A 16,281-nucleotide genomic window follows, 5' to 3' on the forward strand; every position below is an offset into this window, starting at 1 on the left:
GCCGGGTGGCAGCTTCGCCTTACCCGGCTAAGGGGGAAATATGTAGGCCCGGTAAGCGCAGCGCCACCGGGCGGGGGAGTTACAACATGTGTTCAGTACGGGCGATGATATCGTCCTGTGCATCCGGAGACAGGGCGGTGAAGAAGGCGGAATAGCCTGCGACACGCACCACCAGGTCACGGTATTGATCCGGGTGTTTTTTTGCTTCCAGCAGCGTTTCACGGGACACAATGTTGTACTGAATATGCCAGCCTTTGTGCTCTTCAAAGAAGGTGCGCAGCAGGATCATCAGTTTTTGCTTATCTGATTCATTCTCCAGCGTGGCCGGATTCAGCTTCTGATTTAACAACACGCCGCCGAGAATGGAACCGGTCGGCAGTTTACCCACCGAGCCAATCACCGCCGTCGGGCCGAGATGGTCCGTCCCGGAAGCCGGACTTGCGCCTTCAGCCAGCGGGGTGTGAGCTTTACGGCCATCCGGAGTTGCCATGGTTGCCGCGCCAAACGGCACGTTTGCGGAGATAGAAGAGGTCCCGGCGTAGTAATTGCCGCCAACCGGACCGCGACCATAACGTGGATTATGATACTGTTTCAGTTCATCGATATAAGTCTGATAAGCGCGGGCCAGTAGTGTATCAACGGAATCGTCATCGTTGCCGTACTTCGGCGCGCCGTTGATCAGTCGTTGACGTAATTGCTCGTGGGTCAGACCGTCAAAATCATCAGCCAGTGCTGCAGCCAATTGCTGCTGGCCGATAGCGCCTTGATCGAAGACCAGTTTCTTCACAGCCGCCAGGCTGTTGCCGAGGTTGGCGATACCCACCTGCAAACCTGATACCCAGTCATACTTCGCGCCGCCTTGCTTAATGCTTTTCGCGCGTTCGATACAGTCGTCTACCAGCGCCGAACAGAGAATATCGTGTACGTTCTCTTCCAGCATGGTGTCAACGACATACTCGATTTCAATGGATTTACGGGTGTAGTAGCGAATCTGTGTATCCCAGGCGTCCATCACTTCATCGAAATTGTTGAAGTTGCCAGCCGAGAGCGCTTTTTCCTGCGGCAGGAAGACTTTGCCGCTGGTGGCATCGCGTCCGCCTTCCAGCGCCGCCAGCATCACGCGGGCAAAGTTAATAAAGCTCATGCCGGTACAACGGTAGCCCCATTTGCCACCAACGGCGGTTTCGATGCAACCAATGGCCGCATAGTCATAGGCGTCCTGCGGTTCAATACCAAGCTTTATAAATTCAGGTATGACGATTTCATCGTTGTTAAAGGCTGGCATCCCGAAGCCGCAGCGAATGACCTGCACACAGGCATCAAGGAAATCGTTACTCATCCCCGCGTGATAGCGCACGCTCAGGTTAGGCTGAGTAGAGCGCAGGCGACCGCAGGATTCCAGAATGGCGTAAGAGAGCGGGTTGACGGCATCCACCGCTTGACCGTTAACCAGATTCTGTCCGCCAATGGTCACGTTCTGATACAGCGGGCTGCCCGCCGATGCTTTGGAGTGGGAACCGGAGCGGATTTTGTTCACTTCCAGCAGCTTCAGCCAGCAGCTGTGCAGCAGCTCAATGGCGTGCTCGCGATCCAGCGACTGATTCAGCTCCACATCACGACGGTAGAAAGGATAGAGATACTGATCCATGCGACCAAACGACACTGAATGGCCGTTCGATTCAATTTGCAGGATCAACTGGATGAAGTAGCACAACTGCAGCGCCTGCCAGAACGTTTTTGGCGGCTCATGGGCGATCACATCGCAGTTTTCCGCCATGGTCAGCAGTTCATCACGACGGCTGGCGCGAGTTTCTGTGGACGCCATTTTACGTGCCAGCGTGGCGAAGCGCTCAATGTGCAGGCTGACGGCCTCCAGCACGATATCTATCGCTTTCAGGAACTGATCGCCATGGAGGTCTTCCAGACATGTCAGATTGATGCGGGAACGACGTTCATCGACTTTGTGGCGCAGGCCGTCGAGACCTTTTTCCAGCAGCAGCGGGAAGTTTACCGCCAGGTGTGCGTCGCCGGAGGTCATGTTGCCTTCGGCTTTGATAATGCCGGTTTCCAGCAGACCTTTCTGCTCATCGGTGAACATCCCGTAGCAGCGATCCTGCACGGTCTGACCACGCCACCACGGACATACCTCGTGCAACACACGTTTATTCTCTTCGCTTACCGAGAAGCCTGCGCCAGGTCTGTCGGCGAGGTCATCGATCTCTTTTTCAATCCAGGAGACGGTGTATTCCGGGAAGATCGGCGCGGCGCGCACTTCGCTCGCCTGGTTGCCAACGATCAGCTCGTCATGCTTAATCCAGATGGTACGTTCCGCCAGATGATGGGCCAGCGCCAGCGCGCGGCGTACCGGGATTGGCTTATCCAGATGTTGTTGATACATCTCGGTATAGTGCTGGGCGCGCTCGGTGCAAACCGGCGGCTTCACGATGTGGATCAGGGCTGTCTTATGCGCTTTGATACGGTCGCTGAGTGTGTCCAGTTTCAGAGTGGTCATGGCGATTATCCTCGTAGGGTCGCGGTTAAACCTTTATGGCGGGCATACTGCTGAGCAAATTCGAGCAGAGCTGGCGCCTCAAGCGGTTTATCCGGTGCGTTGTAGGGTTGACTGAGTAAGTGGTATTTATTGATGCCCAGGGTGTGATAGGGCAAAAAATGGATCTCCCCGACGTGAAGCTCGTCGGCAGCAAAATCGGTAATAGCCTGGATGGCGGCTTCGTCAGCGTTGAAACCCTGAATCAGCGGTACGCGGATAATCATTTTTTTACCCGCAGCGGCCAATTTTTTCAGATTGTCTAATACACGAGAGGCACTGCCATCGGTCCACTGTTTAAACGGCGCGTCGGCGACATGTTTTAAATCGGCCAGGAACAGATCAATGTAAGGTAATGACGGCTCGATATACTTCCACGGCACATGCAGACAGGTTTCGACCGCCGTATGAATGCCCGCGTCGTGGCTGGCTTGGAATAATTCTGCCGCCAGTTCTGGCTGCATAAACGGTTCGCCGCCCGAGAGGGTGAGCCCGCCACCGCTACGATCGTAAAACGGTTTATCACGCAGTACGGTCGCCATGATGTCATCCACGCTTTTTACCTCTCCGCAGACGGTCAGCGCCTGGGTTGGACAGCAGTCCGTCAGCGCGGCGAAATCGTCATCGGTCAGTTTTTCGCGATAAATAAGCAGACCGCTCAGCGCCCGCTCAATCACCGCGGGTGCCGCCTGAGCACAGAGATCGCAACCGTCGAGACACAAACGTGCGTCGTAGAGCAGGTCCTGTGTGCGGGCGCGGCTTTCCGGATTCTGACACCAACGACAGCCGAGGGAGCATCCCTTAAGGAACACCACGGTACGGATACCGGGACCATCATGCGTGGAATAGCGCTGGATATTGAAAATCATAAGCGGCCCCTTTTCTTTCGTATAAAGATTAAATTACTTTCGAATGAAAGTTATATTGACGTGCGTCAACTAACCGTGAGGTTTCGCCGTGCTACCTTTTATTCATGCTAATTATTCGTTTGAGGAAAGGTTATGGAACTCTATTTAGATACGTCGGATGTTGCCGCTGTCAAAGCTCTGGCGCGTATTTTTCCGTTGGCCGGGGTGACCACTAACCCCAGTATTGTGGCGGCTGGTAAAGAGAGGCTGGAAGTGTTGCTGCCGCAACTGCAGGAAGCGATGGGGGGACAAGGCCGTCTGTTTGCGCAGGTGATGGCGACGACCGCCGAAGGTATGGTCAGCGATGCGCGTAAACTGCGGACAATCATTGCGGATATCGTGGTCAAAGTACCGGTGACGGCAGAAGGTCTGGCGGCGATTAAACTGCTGAAAGAAGAAGGGATCCCGACGCTGGGTACCGCGGTATACGGTGCTGCTCAAGGGCTGTTAGCGGCGCTGGCGGGAGCGGAATATGTTGCGCCATACGTAAACCGCGTGGATGCGCAGGGGGGAGATGGTATTCAGACAGTTACCGATCTGCAAACCTTACTGAACATGCATGCGCCGCACGCCAAAGTACTGGCAGCCAGCTTCAAAACGCCGCGTCAGGCGCTGGATTGCCTGCTGGCAGGCTGCGAATCCATCACGCTGCCGCTGGACGTCGCTCAGCAGATGATTAGTTCTCCGGCTGTGGATGCGGCGATTGTGAAGTTTGAGCAGGATTGGCAGGGGGCGTTTGGACGGACGTCGATCTAGTTTTAGGTCGGATTACTCCGGCATATTTGCGTATGTGATTCCGTTAAAATGAATCTGTTGCAGTTAAGAGCAATAAACTGCGAATCCCCCTCGTAAAACCGGTAAAGCCTGCATGCTACCCGTCATCGCGACGGGTACAGTCACGTCATCATGTTTATCAGGTGACGGACCGCCATGAAAAAAACACCTACAGCCACACCGCACGATGCGCTGTTTAAAACATTTTTAAAATACCCTGCCACAGCCCGTGATTTTATTGAAATTCATCTTCCTCCCACGCTACGGGCGCTTTGTGATCTGGCGACGTTAGAACTGCAACCCACCAGTTTTATTGAAGAAAACTTACGCGCATATTATTCAGATGTGCTTTGGTCGATGAAAACCAGTGAAGGGGAGGGTTATATCTATGTCGTGATTGAACATCAAAGTCGTCCTGATGTGCATATGGCGTTTCGCCTGATGCGTTATGCGATAGCGGCAATGCAAAGCCACCTTGACGCTGGGCATGCCCGCTTACCGTTAGTCGTGCCGATGCTGTTTTATCATGGCGTCGATACGCCTTATCCCTTCTCTTTATGCTGGCTGGATGAGTTTGATAATCCGCTCCTGGCGCGCCAGCTTTATCTGTCGGCATTTCCATTGGTGGATATTACCGTGATCCCGGATGAAGAAATTATGCAGCACCGGCGTATCGCACTGCTGGAACTGATTCAAAAGCATATTCGCCAGCGCGATTTATTAGGACTGGTGGACAATCTGGCTACGCTGCTGGTTACAGGAAGTGCTAATGACAGCCAGCTAAAAGCGCTGTTTAATTATCTGCTAATCCAGCATGGTCACAAACCGCGCTTTGGGCGATTTATGCGTAAGCTGGCGCAGCAGGTACCCGAACACAAGGAGAGTACAATGAATATTGTCGAAAAAATACGTAGGGCAGGGGAGCGAAAGGGGCTACGGAAAGGCATGGAGCGCGGTCATGAAAAAGGTTTAGCTGAAGGTCGCCGCGAGGAAGCGCAGCGCATTGCCCACTCAATGCTGGCCGATGGTCTCCCACGGGAGCTTATTGTGAGAATCACCGGGCTATCAGAGGAAGATATTAAATCTTTGACGCATTGACTGTATGTTAGTACAGCCCCGGAAAATAAATGCCGCCGGGGCTTACAGTTATTGCCCGCACACCTCACAGCCAGGGTTACGCATCAGCTTCATTTCGCGAAACTGGCAGGTCATGGCGTCGTACATGACGATTTTTCCAGATGCGGGTTTACCGTAGTTTGCCAATAATTTAATGGCTTCCATAGCCTGTAATGAGCCGATCACGCCGATTAGCGGAGCCATTACGCCAGCCTCCACGCAGGTGAGGGCATTTTCACCGAACAGGCGGCTCAGGCAACGGTAGCAAGGTTCGCCTTCCTGATAGGTAAAGACGGTAATTTGCCCTTCCATGCGGATTGCCGCCCCGGAAACCAGCGGAACCTTTGCGCTAAAGCATCCGGCATTAAGCTGATTGCGGATACTGACGTTATCCGTACAGTCCAGCACCAAATCGTGTTCGGCGATCAGCGCGTGAATTTCGCTATCATCCAGCAGCGCATTCACTGGCGTAATGGCGATATAAGGGTTAATCCGCGCCAGCGCGTCGCGGGCGGACAGCACTTTCGGTTGCCCTACGGTTGCATCGCTGTGCAGCGTCTGGCGCTGGAGGTTCGACACGGAAACGGTGTCAAAGTCGAGCAGCGTTAAATGCCCGATGCCTGCGCCTGCCAGGTATTGGGTCGCGGCGCAGCCAAGTCCCCCCAGACCAACGACCAGTACCCGCGCCTCCTTGAGCGCTTCCTGGCCTTCAAAATCGAAGCCGCGCAGAATGATTTGCCGGTTATAGCGCATCATCTCCTGGTCGCTGAGTTCCGCCATTACAGGCCTCCAAACAGCGCGTTAAACGGCTCGACTTCAACCCACTCTCCGGCTTCAACGTTGCCGCGATCGCGTTCCAGCACGATAAAACAGTTGCCGAGGCTAAAGGAGCTAAAAATATGCGAACCCTGGTGTCCGGTGGTGGTGACTTCCAGTTCGCCTTCTGCGGTGCGCTGCAATACGCCACGTTGAAAATCCAGACGTCCTGGCGTCTTCTTCAGACGTGACGCGGTGCGCACGCGTTGGCGAGGAGGCAACCCACAGCCCGTGTTGCCGCTGAGTTTCGCCAGCATTGGTTGCACCAGTTGATAAAAGGTGAGGGCTGCTGACACCGGGTTACCCGGCAGACCGCAAAACCAACTGTTGCTTAGTTTGCCAAAGGCAAACGGTTTGCCCGGTTTGATGGCCAGCTTCCAGAAGGCAATTTCTCCCAACTCTTCCAGAATGGTTTTGGTGTAATCCGCTTCACCGACAGAAACGCCACCGGAGCTGATAACGACATCGGCCTGGCTGTCGGCTTCAATAAACGCCGCGCGCAGGGCGTTGGGATCGTCGCGAATAATCCCCAGGTTGATCACCTCGCAGCCCAACTGTTGCAGCATCAGGTGAACGGCCAGACGGTTGGTGTCATAAATCTGTCCGTCGCCCAGCGGTTGACCCGGCAGTTGCAGTTCATCACCAGTGGAAAACAACGCCACGCGGACTTTGCGCACAACAGGCACATCAGCAATTCCGAGCGAGGCCAGAACCGGGAGCTCGGCGGTTGTCAGGCGGGTCCCGGCGGGGAAGACGACTGCACCGTTCGCAATATCTTCACCGCGCAGACGAATATTTTGTCCGCTGCGGGCTTCGGCGGTAAAACGCACACCGTCGTCGGTTTGTTCCGTTTGTTCCTGCATGACCACTGCTTCACAACCGGCAGGCACCGGAGCGCCGGTCATGATGCGGATACAGGTCCCCGCGGGCCATTCGCCGTGAAAAGGCTGTCCGGCAAAGGCTTTGCCTGCTACCGCAAGCGGCAGACCCGAGCGTAAATCATCTAATCGCACCGCATAGCCATCCATTGCCGAGTTATCGAATCCCGGTACATCAATGGGGGATACGACGTCGGCGGCCAGGATACGGCCAAAACATTGAACCAGAGGCAGCGTTTCGACGGCGGTGAGCGGGGTAATACGCGACAGCATCTGAGAGAGAGCCGTTTCAAGCGGCATCAGTCCGGCGGTAAATTCCATGAGAAGACTCCTGCGGGGCAAAATCGAATCCGGCCATTATGTCAGAAAATGGCCGAGGACAGTATGCTACCTCAGGCTTAGAATCAGATCTGATCAAGGTTTTATGCCAGAGGATAGCGACACAGGAACAATGCAGTATAGACTTAATATTTCCGCTTTTTTCCCAGGGGGCTAAATGGCTACTACTATCCCGGAGGCAATTCGACGACAGGTGAATGCAGCCAGCGCGCTCATCCGCCAGGTTTTCGAGGAGAATCTCGTTGCTATTCATCTGTATGGTTCTGCTGTCGAAAGCGGTTTAAAACCTCAAAGCGACATCGATTTGTTGGTCACCATACGGGAACCAATGGATGCCCGGTTAAGAGAAACCGTAATGCGGGAATTGCTGACCATTTCAGCGCCGCCCGGGACCTCAGAACGTTACCGCGCGCTGGAAGTCACCGTTGTTCTGTTCTCGCAGATCGTGCCGTGGCGATTCCCACCCGTCAGAGAAATGCAATTTGGTGAGTGGTTGCGTGATGATATTGGTGCCGGCGTATTTGAACCGGCGCTGGCGGATCCTGATCTTGCCATTTTGCTGACCCAGGCCCGGCGCGCCAGCGTACCGTTATTCGGTGAACCCGCTGATATATTATTCAACGCCATTCCTGCCAATGATGTATTGGAAACGTTTCGACATACCCTCGAACAGTGGCAAAAACCGGCAGATTTAGAGGGTGATGAGCGCAATATCATGCTGGCTTTGGCGCGTATCTGGTACAGCGTCGTTACTGGCGATATTGTCGCAAAGGATGAGGCCGCGTCGTGGCTCATGCCGCAATTGCCCGTTGAGCATGCTGACACGCTGCAAGCTGCATGTTCGGAATATCTGGGGTTAAGCAAAACGAACTGGGCTGAATCTATGCCGTCAGTACAACGATTTGTGTTTTATGCAAAAAAAGAGATTACCGATCTGCTTGAATAGGTTATTCAATGTCGTCGGGGATCTCATTCCTGTTTACTCTATCTGTATGACCTGATGGTATCGATTATGAGGTGCAGGCCTTTACCTTTACATGACGTCTGCATCTTTCTATATTCAAAAATCGAATCAATAAGTCACCGAAATTCTGATATTTATAACCCCCGGAATCAGTCACCTTAATGGACGAAAAAATGGGTAAAGCAGTTATTGCAATTCATGGCGGTGCTGGGGCTATTACCCGCGCGCAGCTGAGCCAGGAGCAGGAGTTGCGTTACATACAGGCGCTGTCCGATATCGTCGAAACCGGTCAGCGGATGCTCGAAGAGGGGCGTAGCGCACTGGATGTGGTGACCGAGGCCGTGCGTCTGCTGGAAGAGTGCCCGCTGTTTAATGCCGGAATTGGCGCAGTATATACCCGTGATGAAACCCATGAGCTGGACGCCTGCGTGATGGACGGTAATACCCTGCAAGCGGGAGCCGTCGCGGGAGTAAGCCATCTGCGTAATCCAGTTCTCGCGGCACGCCTGGTGATGGAACACAGCCCACACGTGATGATGATTGGTGAGGGGGCAGAGAATTTTGCTATTGCGCAGGGTATGGAGCGCGTTTCGGCGGATATTTTCTCGACGCCAGAACGCTACGCTCAATTGCTGGCGGTACGAACGACGGGTGAAACGATGCTGGATCATAACGCTACCCCACTGGATGAAAATAACAAAATGGGTACCGTGGGGGCGGTCGCGCTGGACATGTTTGGTAATCTGGCGGCGGCGACATCGACCGGCGGGATGACCAACAAATTGCCGGGCCGGGTGGGTGACAGTCCGCTGGTCGGCGCCGGCTGTTATGCCAATAACGCCAACGTTGCGGTTTCCTGCACCGGAACCGGAGAAGTCTTTATTCGTGCGCTGGCGGCTTATGACATTGCGGCGTTGATGGACTACGGCGGCCTGAGTTTATCTGAGGCGTGCGAGCGTGTGGTGATGGAAAAATTACCGGCGCTGGGCGGCAGCGGTGGCTTAATTGCTATCGATCATGAGGGTAACGTCGCCTTACCGTTTAACAGTGAAGGCATGTACCGTGCCTGGGGATACGCGGGCGATACGCCAACCACCGGTATTTATCGGGAAAAAGGAGATACCGTTGCCACACAGCGATGAGCTTGACGCCAGTGACGTACTGGCAGTGAGCAACCTGAACATTACCTTTGAACAGGAACAGCAGCGCGTCGGTGCGGTGCGTAATCTGTCATTTCGCCTCAAGCGTGGCGAAACGTTGGCGATAGTTGGCGAGTCCGGTTCAGGAAAGTCGGTCACGGCTTTGTCGCTGATGCGTCTGATAGAACAGGCTGGCGGTGAGGTGAGCTGTGATGAAATGCTCCTCCGCCGCCGCAATCGCCAGGTGATTGAGCTGGGTGAACAGAGCGCATCACAGATGCGCCACGTGCGCGGCGCGGATATCGCGATGATCTTTCAGGAGCCAATGACATCGCTTAATCCGGTGTTTACCGTGGGTGAGCAGATCGCCGAGTCTATCCGCTTACACCAGGGGGCCAGTCATGAAGAGGCGATGGTGGAAGCTAAACGGATGCTCGATCAGGTCCGTATCCCTGAGGCGAAGGCGATTTTATCGCGCTATCCACACCAGCTTTCCGGCGGCATGCGCCAGCGCGTGATGATCGCTATGGCGCTGTCGTGCCGCCCCGCGGTTCTGATTGCCGATGAGCCGACCACCGCGCTGGATGTCACTATTCAGGCGCAGATCCTGCAACTGATAAAAGTGTTGCAGCAGGATATGTCGATGGGGGTGATCTTTATTACCCACGATATGGGGGTGGTGGCGGATATTGCCGACCGTGTGCTGGTGATGTATCAGGGTGAGGCAGTAGAAACCGGCAGCGTTGAGCAGATCTTTCATGCTCCCCAGCATCCCTATACTAAAGCGCTGCTGGCAGCCGTACCGCAGCTTGGCTCCATGAGCGGACAAGAGCTTCCGCGCCGTTTTCCACTTATTTCTTTACACGATCCCAGTCATGTCGAACCGCAAACCGAGCAGGACACCGTGGTTGAAGGCGAGCCTATCCTACGGGTACGTAATCTGGTGACGCGTTTTCCTCTGCGCAGCGGCATTCTTAACCGGGTAACCCGTGAGGTGCACGCGGTGGAAAACGTTAGCTTTGACCTGTGGCCGGGAGAAACGCTCTCGCTGGTGGGCGAGTCGGGCTGCGGCAAGTCCACCACCGGGCGGGCGTTGTTGCGCCTGGTTAAGTCTCAGCGTGGAGAGATCATCTTCAACGGACAGCGTATTGATACCCTGGCCGCCAGCAAACTGCAGCCGCTGCGCCGGGATATTCAGTTTATCTTCCAGGACCCTTATGCATCGCTCGATCCTCGCCAGACGGTGGGATATTCCATTTTAGAGCCGTTACGGGTGCATGGATTACTGCAAGGTGATGCGGCGGCAAAACGGGTTGCCTGGCTGCTGGAGCGCGTAGGATTGCTCCCTGAGCATGCCTGGCGCTATCCGCACGAGTTTTCCGGCGGTCAGCGTCAGCGTATCTGCATTGCCCGGGCGTTGGCGCTCAATCCCAAGGTGATCATTGCCGATGAGTCGGTCTCGGCTCTGGATGTCTCGATTCGTGGGCAAATTATCAACCTGTTGCTCGACCTGCAGCGCGAAATGGGGATCGCATATCTGTTTATTTCCCACGATATGGCGGTAGTGGAGCGGATCAGCCACCGTGTGGCGGTGATGTATCTGGGGCAGATCGTCGAGATCGGCACCCGGCGGGCGGTATTTGAAAATCCACAGCATCCGTATACGCGCAAACTAATGGCGGCAGTACCCGTTGCCGATCCATCACATCATCGCCCCCAGCGCGTGCTGTTGTCGGATGATATCCCCAGCAATATCCGCAAGCGCGGCGAAGAGATTTCCCCCATGTCATTACAGTTAGTTGGCCCGGGGCATTATGTAGCGCGTCCACAACAAGAAAATGCGCTTTCGCGTTTATAACAGGCAGACAGGGTTCAAGGAGAATAACATGACAAAAATTGTTGCTCGAAAATGGCTGGTTGCTGTGGGAGTGGCCTCGGCGCTGGCCGCCGCACCGGGCTGGGCCGCCAAAGACGTGGTGGTGGCAGTGGGATCTAACTTCACCACGCTCGACCCCTATGACGCGAACGACACGTTGTCGCAGGCGGTAGCAAAGTCGTTTTATCAAGGACTGTTTGGCCTTGATAAAGAGATGAAGCTGAAAAATGTGCTGGCGGAGAGTTATACGGTTTCTGATGATGGCCTGACTTACACCCTTAAGCTGCGTCAGGGTGTGAAGTTTCAGGATGGCACTGACTTCAACGCCGATGCGGTCAAAGCTAACCTCGATCGGGCCAGTAATCCGGAAAACCATCTGAAACGTTACAATCTGTATAAGAATATCGATAAAACCGAAGTCGTCGATCCGTCGACGGTGAAGATTACGCTGAAACAGCCGTTCTCTGCCTTTATCAATATTCTGGCGCATCCGGCAACGGCGATGATTTCTCCCGCCGCGCTGGAGAAATACGGTAAGGAGATAGGTTTCCACCCAGTGGGGACCGGGCCGTACCAGCTTGATACCTGGAATCAGACGGATTTTGTGAAGGTTAAGAAGTTCGCGGGCTACTGGCAGCAAGGGCTGCCAAAGCTGGATACGATCACCTGGCGTCCAGTGACCGACAACAACACGCGTGCGGCCATGCTGCAGACCGGGGAAGCGCAGTTTGCCTTCCCGATCCCTTACGAGCAGGCGGCGCTACTGGCGAAGAACAAAAACCTGGAACTGGTGGCCAGTCCGTCTATCATGCAACGTTATATCAGCATGAACGTCACGCAAAAACCGTTCGATAACCCGAAGGTACGTGAGGCACTGAATTATGCCATCAACCGTCAGGCGCTGGTTAAAGTTGCTTTTGCCGGGTACGCGACGCCTGCCACCGGTGTTCTCCCGCCATCGATTGCCTATGCGCAAAGCTATACGCCGTGGCCTTATGATCCAGCGAAAGCGCGCGAGTTGCTGAAAGAAGCGGGCTACCCTAATGGTTTTACCACCACGCTGTGGTCTTCGCATAACCACAGTACTGCACAGAAAGTGTTGCAATTTACCCAGCAGCAGCTGGCGCAGGTGGGCATTAAGGCTCAGGTAACGGCGATGGACGCTGGTCAGCGTGCGGCGGAAGTTGAAGGTAAAGCGCAGAAAGAGAGCGGAGTGCGGATGTTCTACACCGGCTGGTCTGCGTCTACAGGAGAAGCGGACTGGGCGCTGTCGCCGCTGTTTGCATCACAAAACTGGCCGCCAACCCTGTTTAACACGGCGTTCTACAGCAATAAGCAGGTGGACAGTGATCTAGCTGCGGCTTTGCAAACCAACGATCCAGCGCAGAAAGCGAAGCTGTACAAAGATGCGCAGGATATTATCTGGAAAGAGTCGCCGTGGATCCCGCTGGTGGTGGAAAAACTGATTTCGGCGCACAGTACCAGGTTGACCGGATTTTGGATCATGCCGGATACCGGATTTAGCTTTGATGATGCGGATTTAAAATAAGCGATGCATTCGGCCCCGTAATGCAGGGGCCGGCGAAGGGAGCGTGATGCTTAACTATGTTTTCAAGCGCCTGCTGGGGTTGATTCCAACGCTGTTAATTGTGGCGGTGCTGGTGTTTTTATTTGTTCACATGCTACCCGGTGATCCGGCCCGGCTGATTGCCGGACCGGAGGCTGATGCTGAGGTGATTGAACTGGTGCGTAAGCAACTAGGTCTGGACCAACCGCTGCATATTCAGTTCTGGCATTACATGACCAACGTGTTGCAAGGCGATTTTGGAACCTCGATGGTTTCTCGTCGCCCGGTTGCGGAAGAAATTGCCAGCCGTTTTATGCCATCGCTATGGCTGACAATTGCCAGTATGGCGTGGGCAGTGTTATTTGGTATGACGGCGGGGATTATCGCCGCCGTATGGCGTAATCGCTGGCCGGACAGGTTAAGTATGACGCTGGCGGTCACCGGGATCTCTTTTCCGGCCTTTGCGCTCGGCATGCTGCTTATGCAGATATTTTCTGTTGAACTCGGCTGGTTGCCCACCGTGGGCGCTGACACCTGGCTGCACTATATCCTGCCGTCAATCACGCTGGGGGCGGCGGTGGCAGCGGTATTGGCCCGCTTTACCCGCGCCTCGTTTGTTGATGTGCTCAGTGAAGACTATATGCGCACCGCGCGAGCTAAAGGAGTGAGTGAAACCTGGGTGGTGTTAAAACATGGTCTGCGGAACGCGATGATCCCGGTGGTTACCATGATGGGACTACAGTTTGGCTTTTTGCTTGGCGGCTCAATTGTGGTTGAGAAGGTGTTTAACTGGCCTGGGCTTGGACGACTGTTAGTGGACTCAGTCGAAATGCGCGACTACCCAGTGATACAGGCCGAGGTGCTGTTGTTTTCTCTGGCGTTTATTCTTATTAACTTAGTGGTGGATGTACTCTACGCCGCCATTAATCCGGCTATCAGGTACAAGTAAGGATGCGATTTTTTAACTGGCGCCGACAGGCGATTTTGAATGCGATGCCTCTTGTTAAGCCAGAGCAGATACGCACGCCGTGGCATGAGTTCTGGCGTCGTTTCCGTCGCCAGCGCATGGCGCTGTTCGCGGGATTATTTGTCCTTGTACTGATTATGGTGGCGATTTTTGCCCGCTGGCTGACGCCATTTGATGCTGAAAACTACTTCGATTATGACCGTCTGAATGACGGACCGTCGATGTTGCACTGGTTTGGCGTTGACTCCCTGGGAAGGGATATCTTTAGCCGTGTGCTGGTTGGCGCGCAAATCTCGCTGGCGGCTGGCGTCTTTGCCGTATTTATTGGCGCGGCGATTGGCACGGTGCTGGGGTTGCTGGCGGGATACTACGCAGGCTGGTGGGATCGACTGATTATGCGCATCTGCGATGTACTGTTCGCCTTTCCGGGGATTTTGCTGGCGATTGCTGTGGTGGCGGTGCTGGGAAGCGGTATTGCCAACGTGATTATTGCCGTGGCTATTTTTTCCATTCCGGCCTTCGCGCGCCTGGTGCGCGGGAATACGCTAGTGCTGAAGCAGCAGACCTTTATTGAATCTGCCCGCAGTATTGGTGCCAGCGATGCAACCATCATCTTTAACCATATTCTGCCGGGAACGGTCTCATCGATCGTGGTCTTTTTTACCATGCGAATTGGCACGTCGATTATCTCTGCCGCGAGCTTGTCATTCCTGGGATTGGGCGCGCAGCCGCCGACCCCGGAGTGGGGTGCAATGCTCAATGAGGCGCGGGCCGATATGGTGATAGCACCCCACGTGGCAATTTTCCCGGCGGTGGCGATATTTCTGACGGTGCTGGTGTTTAACTTACTGGGCGATGGTCTGCGCGACGCGCTGGACCCGAAGATAAAAGGATAAACCGCAGGCCGGATAAGACGTAACGCTTATTCGGCCTACGTTGGGTTACGCTATTTAAACGCGGGTGCCCCACAGATCGTATTCATCTGCGTTTTCGACCTTCACGCGAATGATATCGCCAGGTTTCACCCTGGTTTCGCCATTCAGGTATACCGCGCCATCGATTTCCGGGGCGTCAGCCATACTGCGACCAATCGCGCCTTCTTCGTCAACTTCATCAACGATAACCAGAATTTCGCGGCCCACTTTCTCCTGCAAGCGTTCAGCAGAGATCTGCTGTTGCAACTGCATAAAGCGGTTCCAGCGTTCTTCTTTCACCTCTTCCGGGATTTGGTCTGGCAGGTCATTGGCGCCAGCGCCTTCAACCGGGCTGTATTTAAAGCAGCCGACGCGATCCAGGCGTGCTTCCTTCAGGAAGTCGAGCAGCATCTGGAAGTCTTCTTCTGTTTCACCCGGGAAACCGACAATGAAGGTGGAGCGCAGCGTCAGTTCAGGACAGATTTCACGCCACTGCTTGATGCGCGCCAGCTGTCTGTCGACTGAACCTGGGCGTTTCATCAGCTTAAGAATACGCGGGCTGGCATGCTGCAGCGGGATGTCCAGATACGGCAGGATTTTACCTTCCGCCATCAGCGGGATTACGTCATCAACGTGCGGGTAGGGATAGACGTAATGCAGACGCGTCCAGATCCCCAGTTTTGATAACTGTTCACACAAATCAACCATGCTGGTTTTGACCGGCTCGCCGTTATGGAAACCGGTGCGATGCTTCACATCCACGCCGTACGCGGAGGTATCCTGAGAAATGACCAGTATCTCTTTCACGCCCGCATCTACCAGACGCTTGGCTTCGCTGAGAACGTCGCCGATCGGACGGCTCACCAGATCGCCACGCATTGAGGGAATAATGCAGAACGTGCAGCGGTGGTTGCAGCCTTCAGAAATTTTCAGATAGGCATAATGGCGCGGAGTCAGCTTGACGCCCTGCTCAGGAACCAGACTCTGGAACGGGTTATGCTTTGGTTTTGGCACATAGTGGTGAACGTGCTCCAGAACCTGTTCATAGCTGTGCGGACCGGTGATTTCCAGCACTTTCGGGTGGACTTCACGGATCTGATCGACTTTCGCGCCCAGACAGCCGGTAACGATCACCTTGCCGTTTTCGTTCAACGCTTCACCGATTGCTTCCAGGGACTCCTGAACCGCGCTGTCGATAAAGCCGCAGGTGTTAACGATAACCATATCCGCGTCGTCGTAGCTTGGCACAACATCATAGCCTTCGGTACGAAGTTCGGTCAGGATGCGCTCAGAATCGACGAGGTTTTTCGGACAACCTAGTGATATAAAACCAATTTTTGCCATTTTCTTATACTGTACATTGCTCGTAATCGGGGGATTATACAGATGCCGTCACGGTACATCTATATCTGATCGGCATAAGACCGGGAGAATAAAGACCAATACCTATAAATAGTGGATCGGTTAGCGGAAGG

The 16,281-nt window shown here is 54.4% G+C and carries 13 protein-coding genes; 8 read left to right on the forward strand and 5 right to left on the reverse strand.

Going from position 1 to position 16,281, the window contains the following annotated elements; translation table 11 throughout:
- Nucleotides 1-79: 79 nt before the first annotated feature.
- Both FDW96_RS20975 and FDW96_RS20980 read right to left on the reverse strand, forming a co-directional pair.
- On the reverse strand, nt 80-2,512 hold the full coding sequence (locus FDW96_RS20975) for a glycyl radical protein (protein ID WP_079224866.1): 2,433 nt from the start codon (nt 2,510-2,512) through the stop codon (nt 80-82).
- A 5-nt stretch (nt 2,513-2,517) separates the two neighbouring features.
- A complete protein-coding gene (locus tag FDW96_RS20980) occupies nt 2,518-3,417 on the reverse strand; it encodes a glycyl-radical enzyme activating protein (protein ID WP_137366226.1) in 900 nt (299 codons plus the stop codon).
- A 132-nt stretch (nt 3,418-3,549) separates the two neighbouring features.
- Here FDW96_RS20980 and fsa point away from each other — a divergent pair, with 132 nt between their 5' ends.
- Both fsa and FDW96_RS20990 read left to right on the forward strand, forming a co-directional pair.
- Nucleotides 3,550-4,212, forward strand: a complete 663-nt coding sequence (gene fsa / locus FDW96_RS20985) for a fructose-6-phosphate aldolase (protein ID WP_042309562.1) — start codon at nt 3,550-3,552, stop codon at nt 4,210-4,212.
- Between the two features lie 174 nt (nt 4,213-4,386).
- Nucleotides 4,387-5,328 carry an Rpn family recombination-promoting nuclease/putative transposase gene (locus tag FDW96_RS20990; RefSeq protein WP_137366227.1) on the forward strand — a complete coding sequence of 314 codons (942 nt, stop codon included), beginning with the start codon at nt 4,387-4,389 and terminating at the stop codon, nt 5,326-5,328.
- A gap of 48 nt (nt 5,329-5,376) precedes the next feature.
- Here the strand turns inward: FDW96_RS20990 and moeB are convergent, their stop codons facing one another.
- Together moeB and moeA are read right to left on the reverse strand one after the other, a co-directional pair.
- Entirely contained in the window at nt 5,377-6,126 is a 750-nt protein-coding gene (gene moeB, locus FDW96_RS20995) for a molybdopterin-synthase adenylyltransferase MoeB (protein ID WP_042309559.1), read from the reverse strand.
- Nucleotides 6,126-7,361 (reverse strand): molybdopterin molybdotransferase MoeA, encoded by a 1,236-nt coding sequence (moeA, locus tag FDW96_RS21000; RefSeq protein ID WP_137366228.1) that lies wholly within the window; start codon nt 7,359-7,361, stop codon nt 6,126-6,128. Before moeA ends, moeB begins: the two co-directional genes overlap by 1 nt.
- A gap of 175 nt (nt 7,362-7,536) precedes the next feature.
- Here moeA and FDW96_RS21005 point away from each other — a divergent pair, with 175 nt between their 5' ends.
- The 6 genes from FDW96_RS21005 to gsiD all read left to right on the forward strand — a co-directional run bounded on the left by FDW96_RS21005 (nt 7,537) and on the right by gsiD (nt 14,788).
- A complete protein-coding gene (locus FDW96_RS21005; RefSeq protein ID WP_137366229.1) occupies nt 7,537-8,325 on the forward strand; it encodes an aminoglycoside adenylyltransferase family protein in 789 nt (262 codons plus the stop codon).
- Between the two features lie 191 nt (nt 8,326-8,516).
- A complete protein-coding gene (iaaA, locus tag FDW96_RS21010; protein WP_079226182.1) occupies nt 8,517-9,485 on the forward strand; it encodes a beta-aspartyl-peptidase in 969 nt (322 codons plus the stop codon).
- Nucleotides 9,469-11,340 (forward strand): glutathione ABC transporter ATP-binding protein GsiA, encoded by a 1,872-nt coding sequence (gsiA, locus tag FDW96_RS21015; protein ID WP_137366230.1) that lies wholly within the window; start codon nt 9,469-9,471, stop codon nt 11,338-11,340. Before iaaA ends, gsiA begins: the two co-directional genes overlap by 17 nt.
- 28 nt (nt 11,341-11,368) lie before the next feature.
- Nucleotides 11,369-12,907, forward strand: coding sequence for a glutathione ABC transporter substrate-binding protein GsiB (gene gsiB / locus FDW96_RS21020; protein ID WP_061381895.1), 1,539 nt, complete (start codon nt 11,369-11,371; stop codon nt 12,905-12,907).
- Between the two features lie 46 nt (nt 12,908-12,953).
- On the forward strand, nt 12,954-13,874 hold the full coding sequence (gene gsiC / locus FDW96_RS21025) for a glutathione ABC transporter permease GsiC (protein WP_042309550.1): 921 nt from the start codon (nt 12,954-12,956) through the stop codon (nt 13,872-13,874).
- Nucleotides 13,875-13,876: 2 nt separating this feature from the next.
- On the forward strand, nt 13,877-14,788 hold the full coding sequence (gene gsiD / locus FDW96_RS21030) for a glutathione ABC transporter permease GsiD (protein WP_137366231.1): 912 nt from the start codon (nt 13,877-13,879) through the stop codon (nt 14,786-14,788).
- A 54-nt stretch (nt 14,789-14,842) separates the two neighbouring features.
- Here gsiD and rimO read toward each other — a convergent pair whose 3' ends face one another.
- Nucleotides 14,843-16,150: a 30S ribosomal protein S12 methylthiotransferase RimO gene (gene rimO / locus FDW96_RS21035; protein WP_038639187.1), complete on the reverse strand. Its 1,308-nt coding sequence runs from the start codon at nt 16,148-16,150 to the stop codon at nt 14,843-14,845.
- Nucleotides 16,151-16,281 lie beyond the last annotated feature (131 nt).

It is taken from the genome of Citrobacter sp. TBCS-15, assembly GCF_005280815.1.
Taxonomy (GTDB): domain Bacteria; phylum Pseudomonadota; class Gammaproteobacteria; order Enterobacterales; family Enterobacteriaceae; genus Citrobacter; species Citrobacter werkmanii.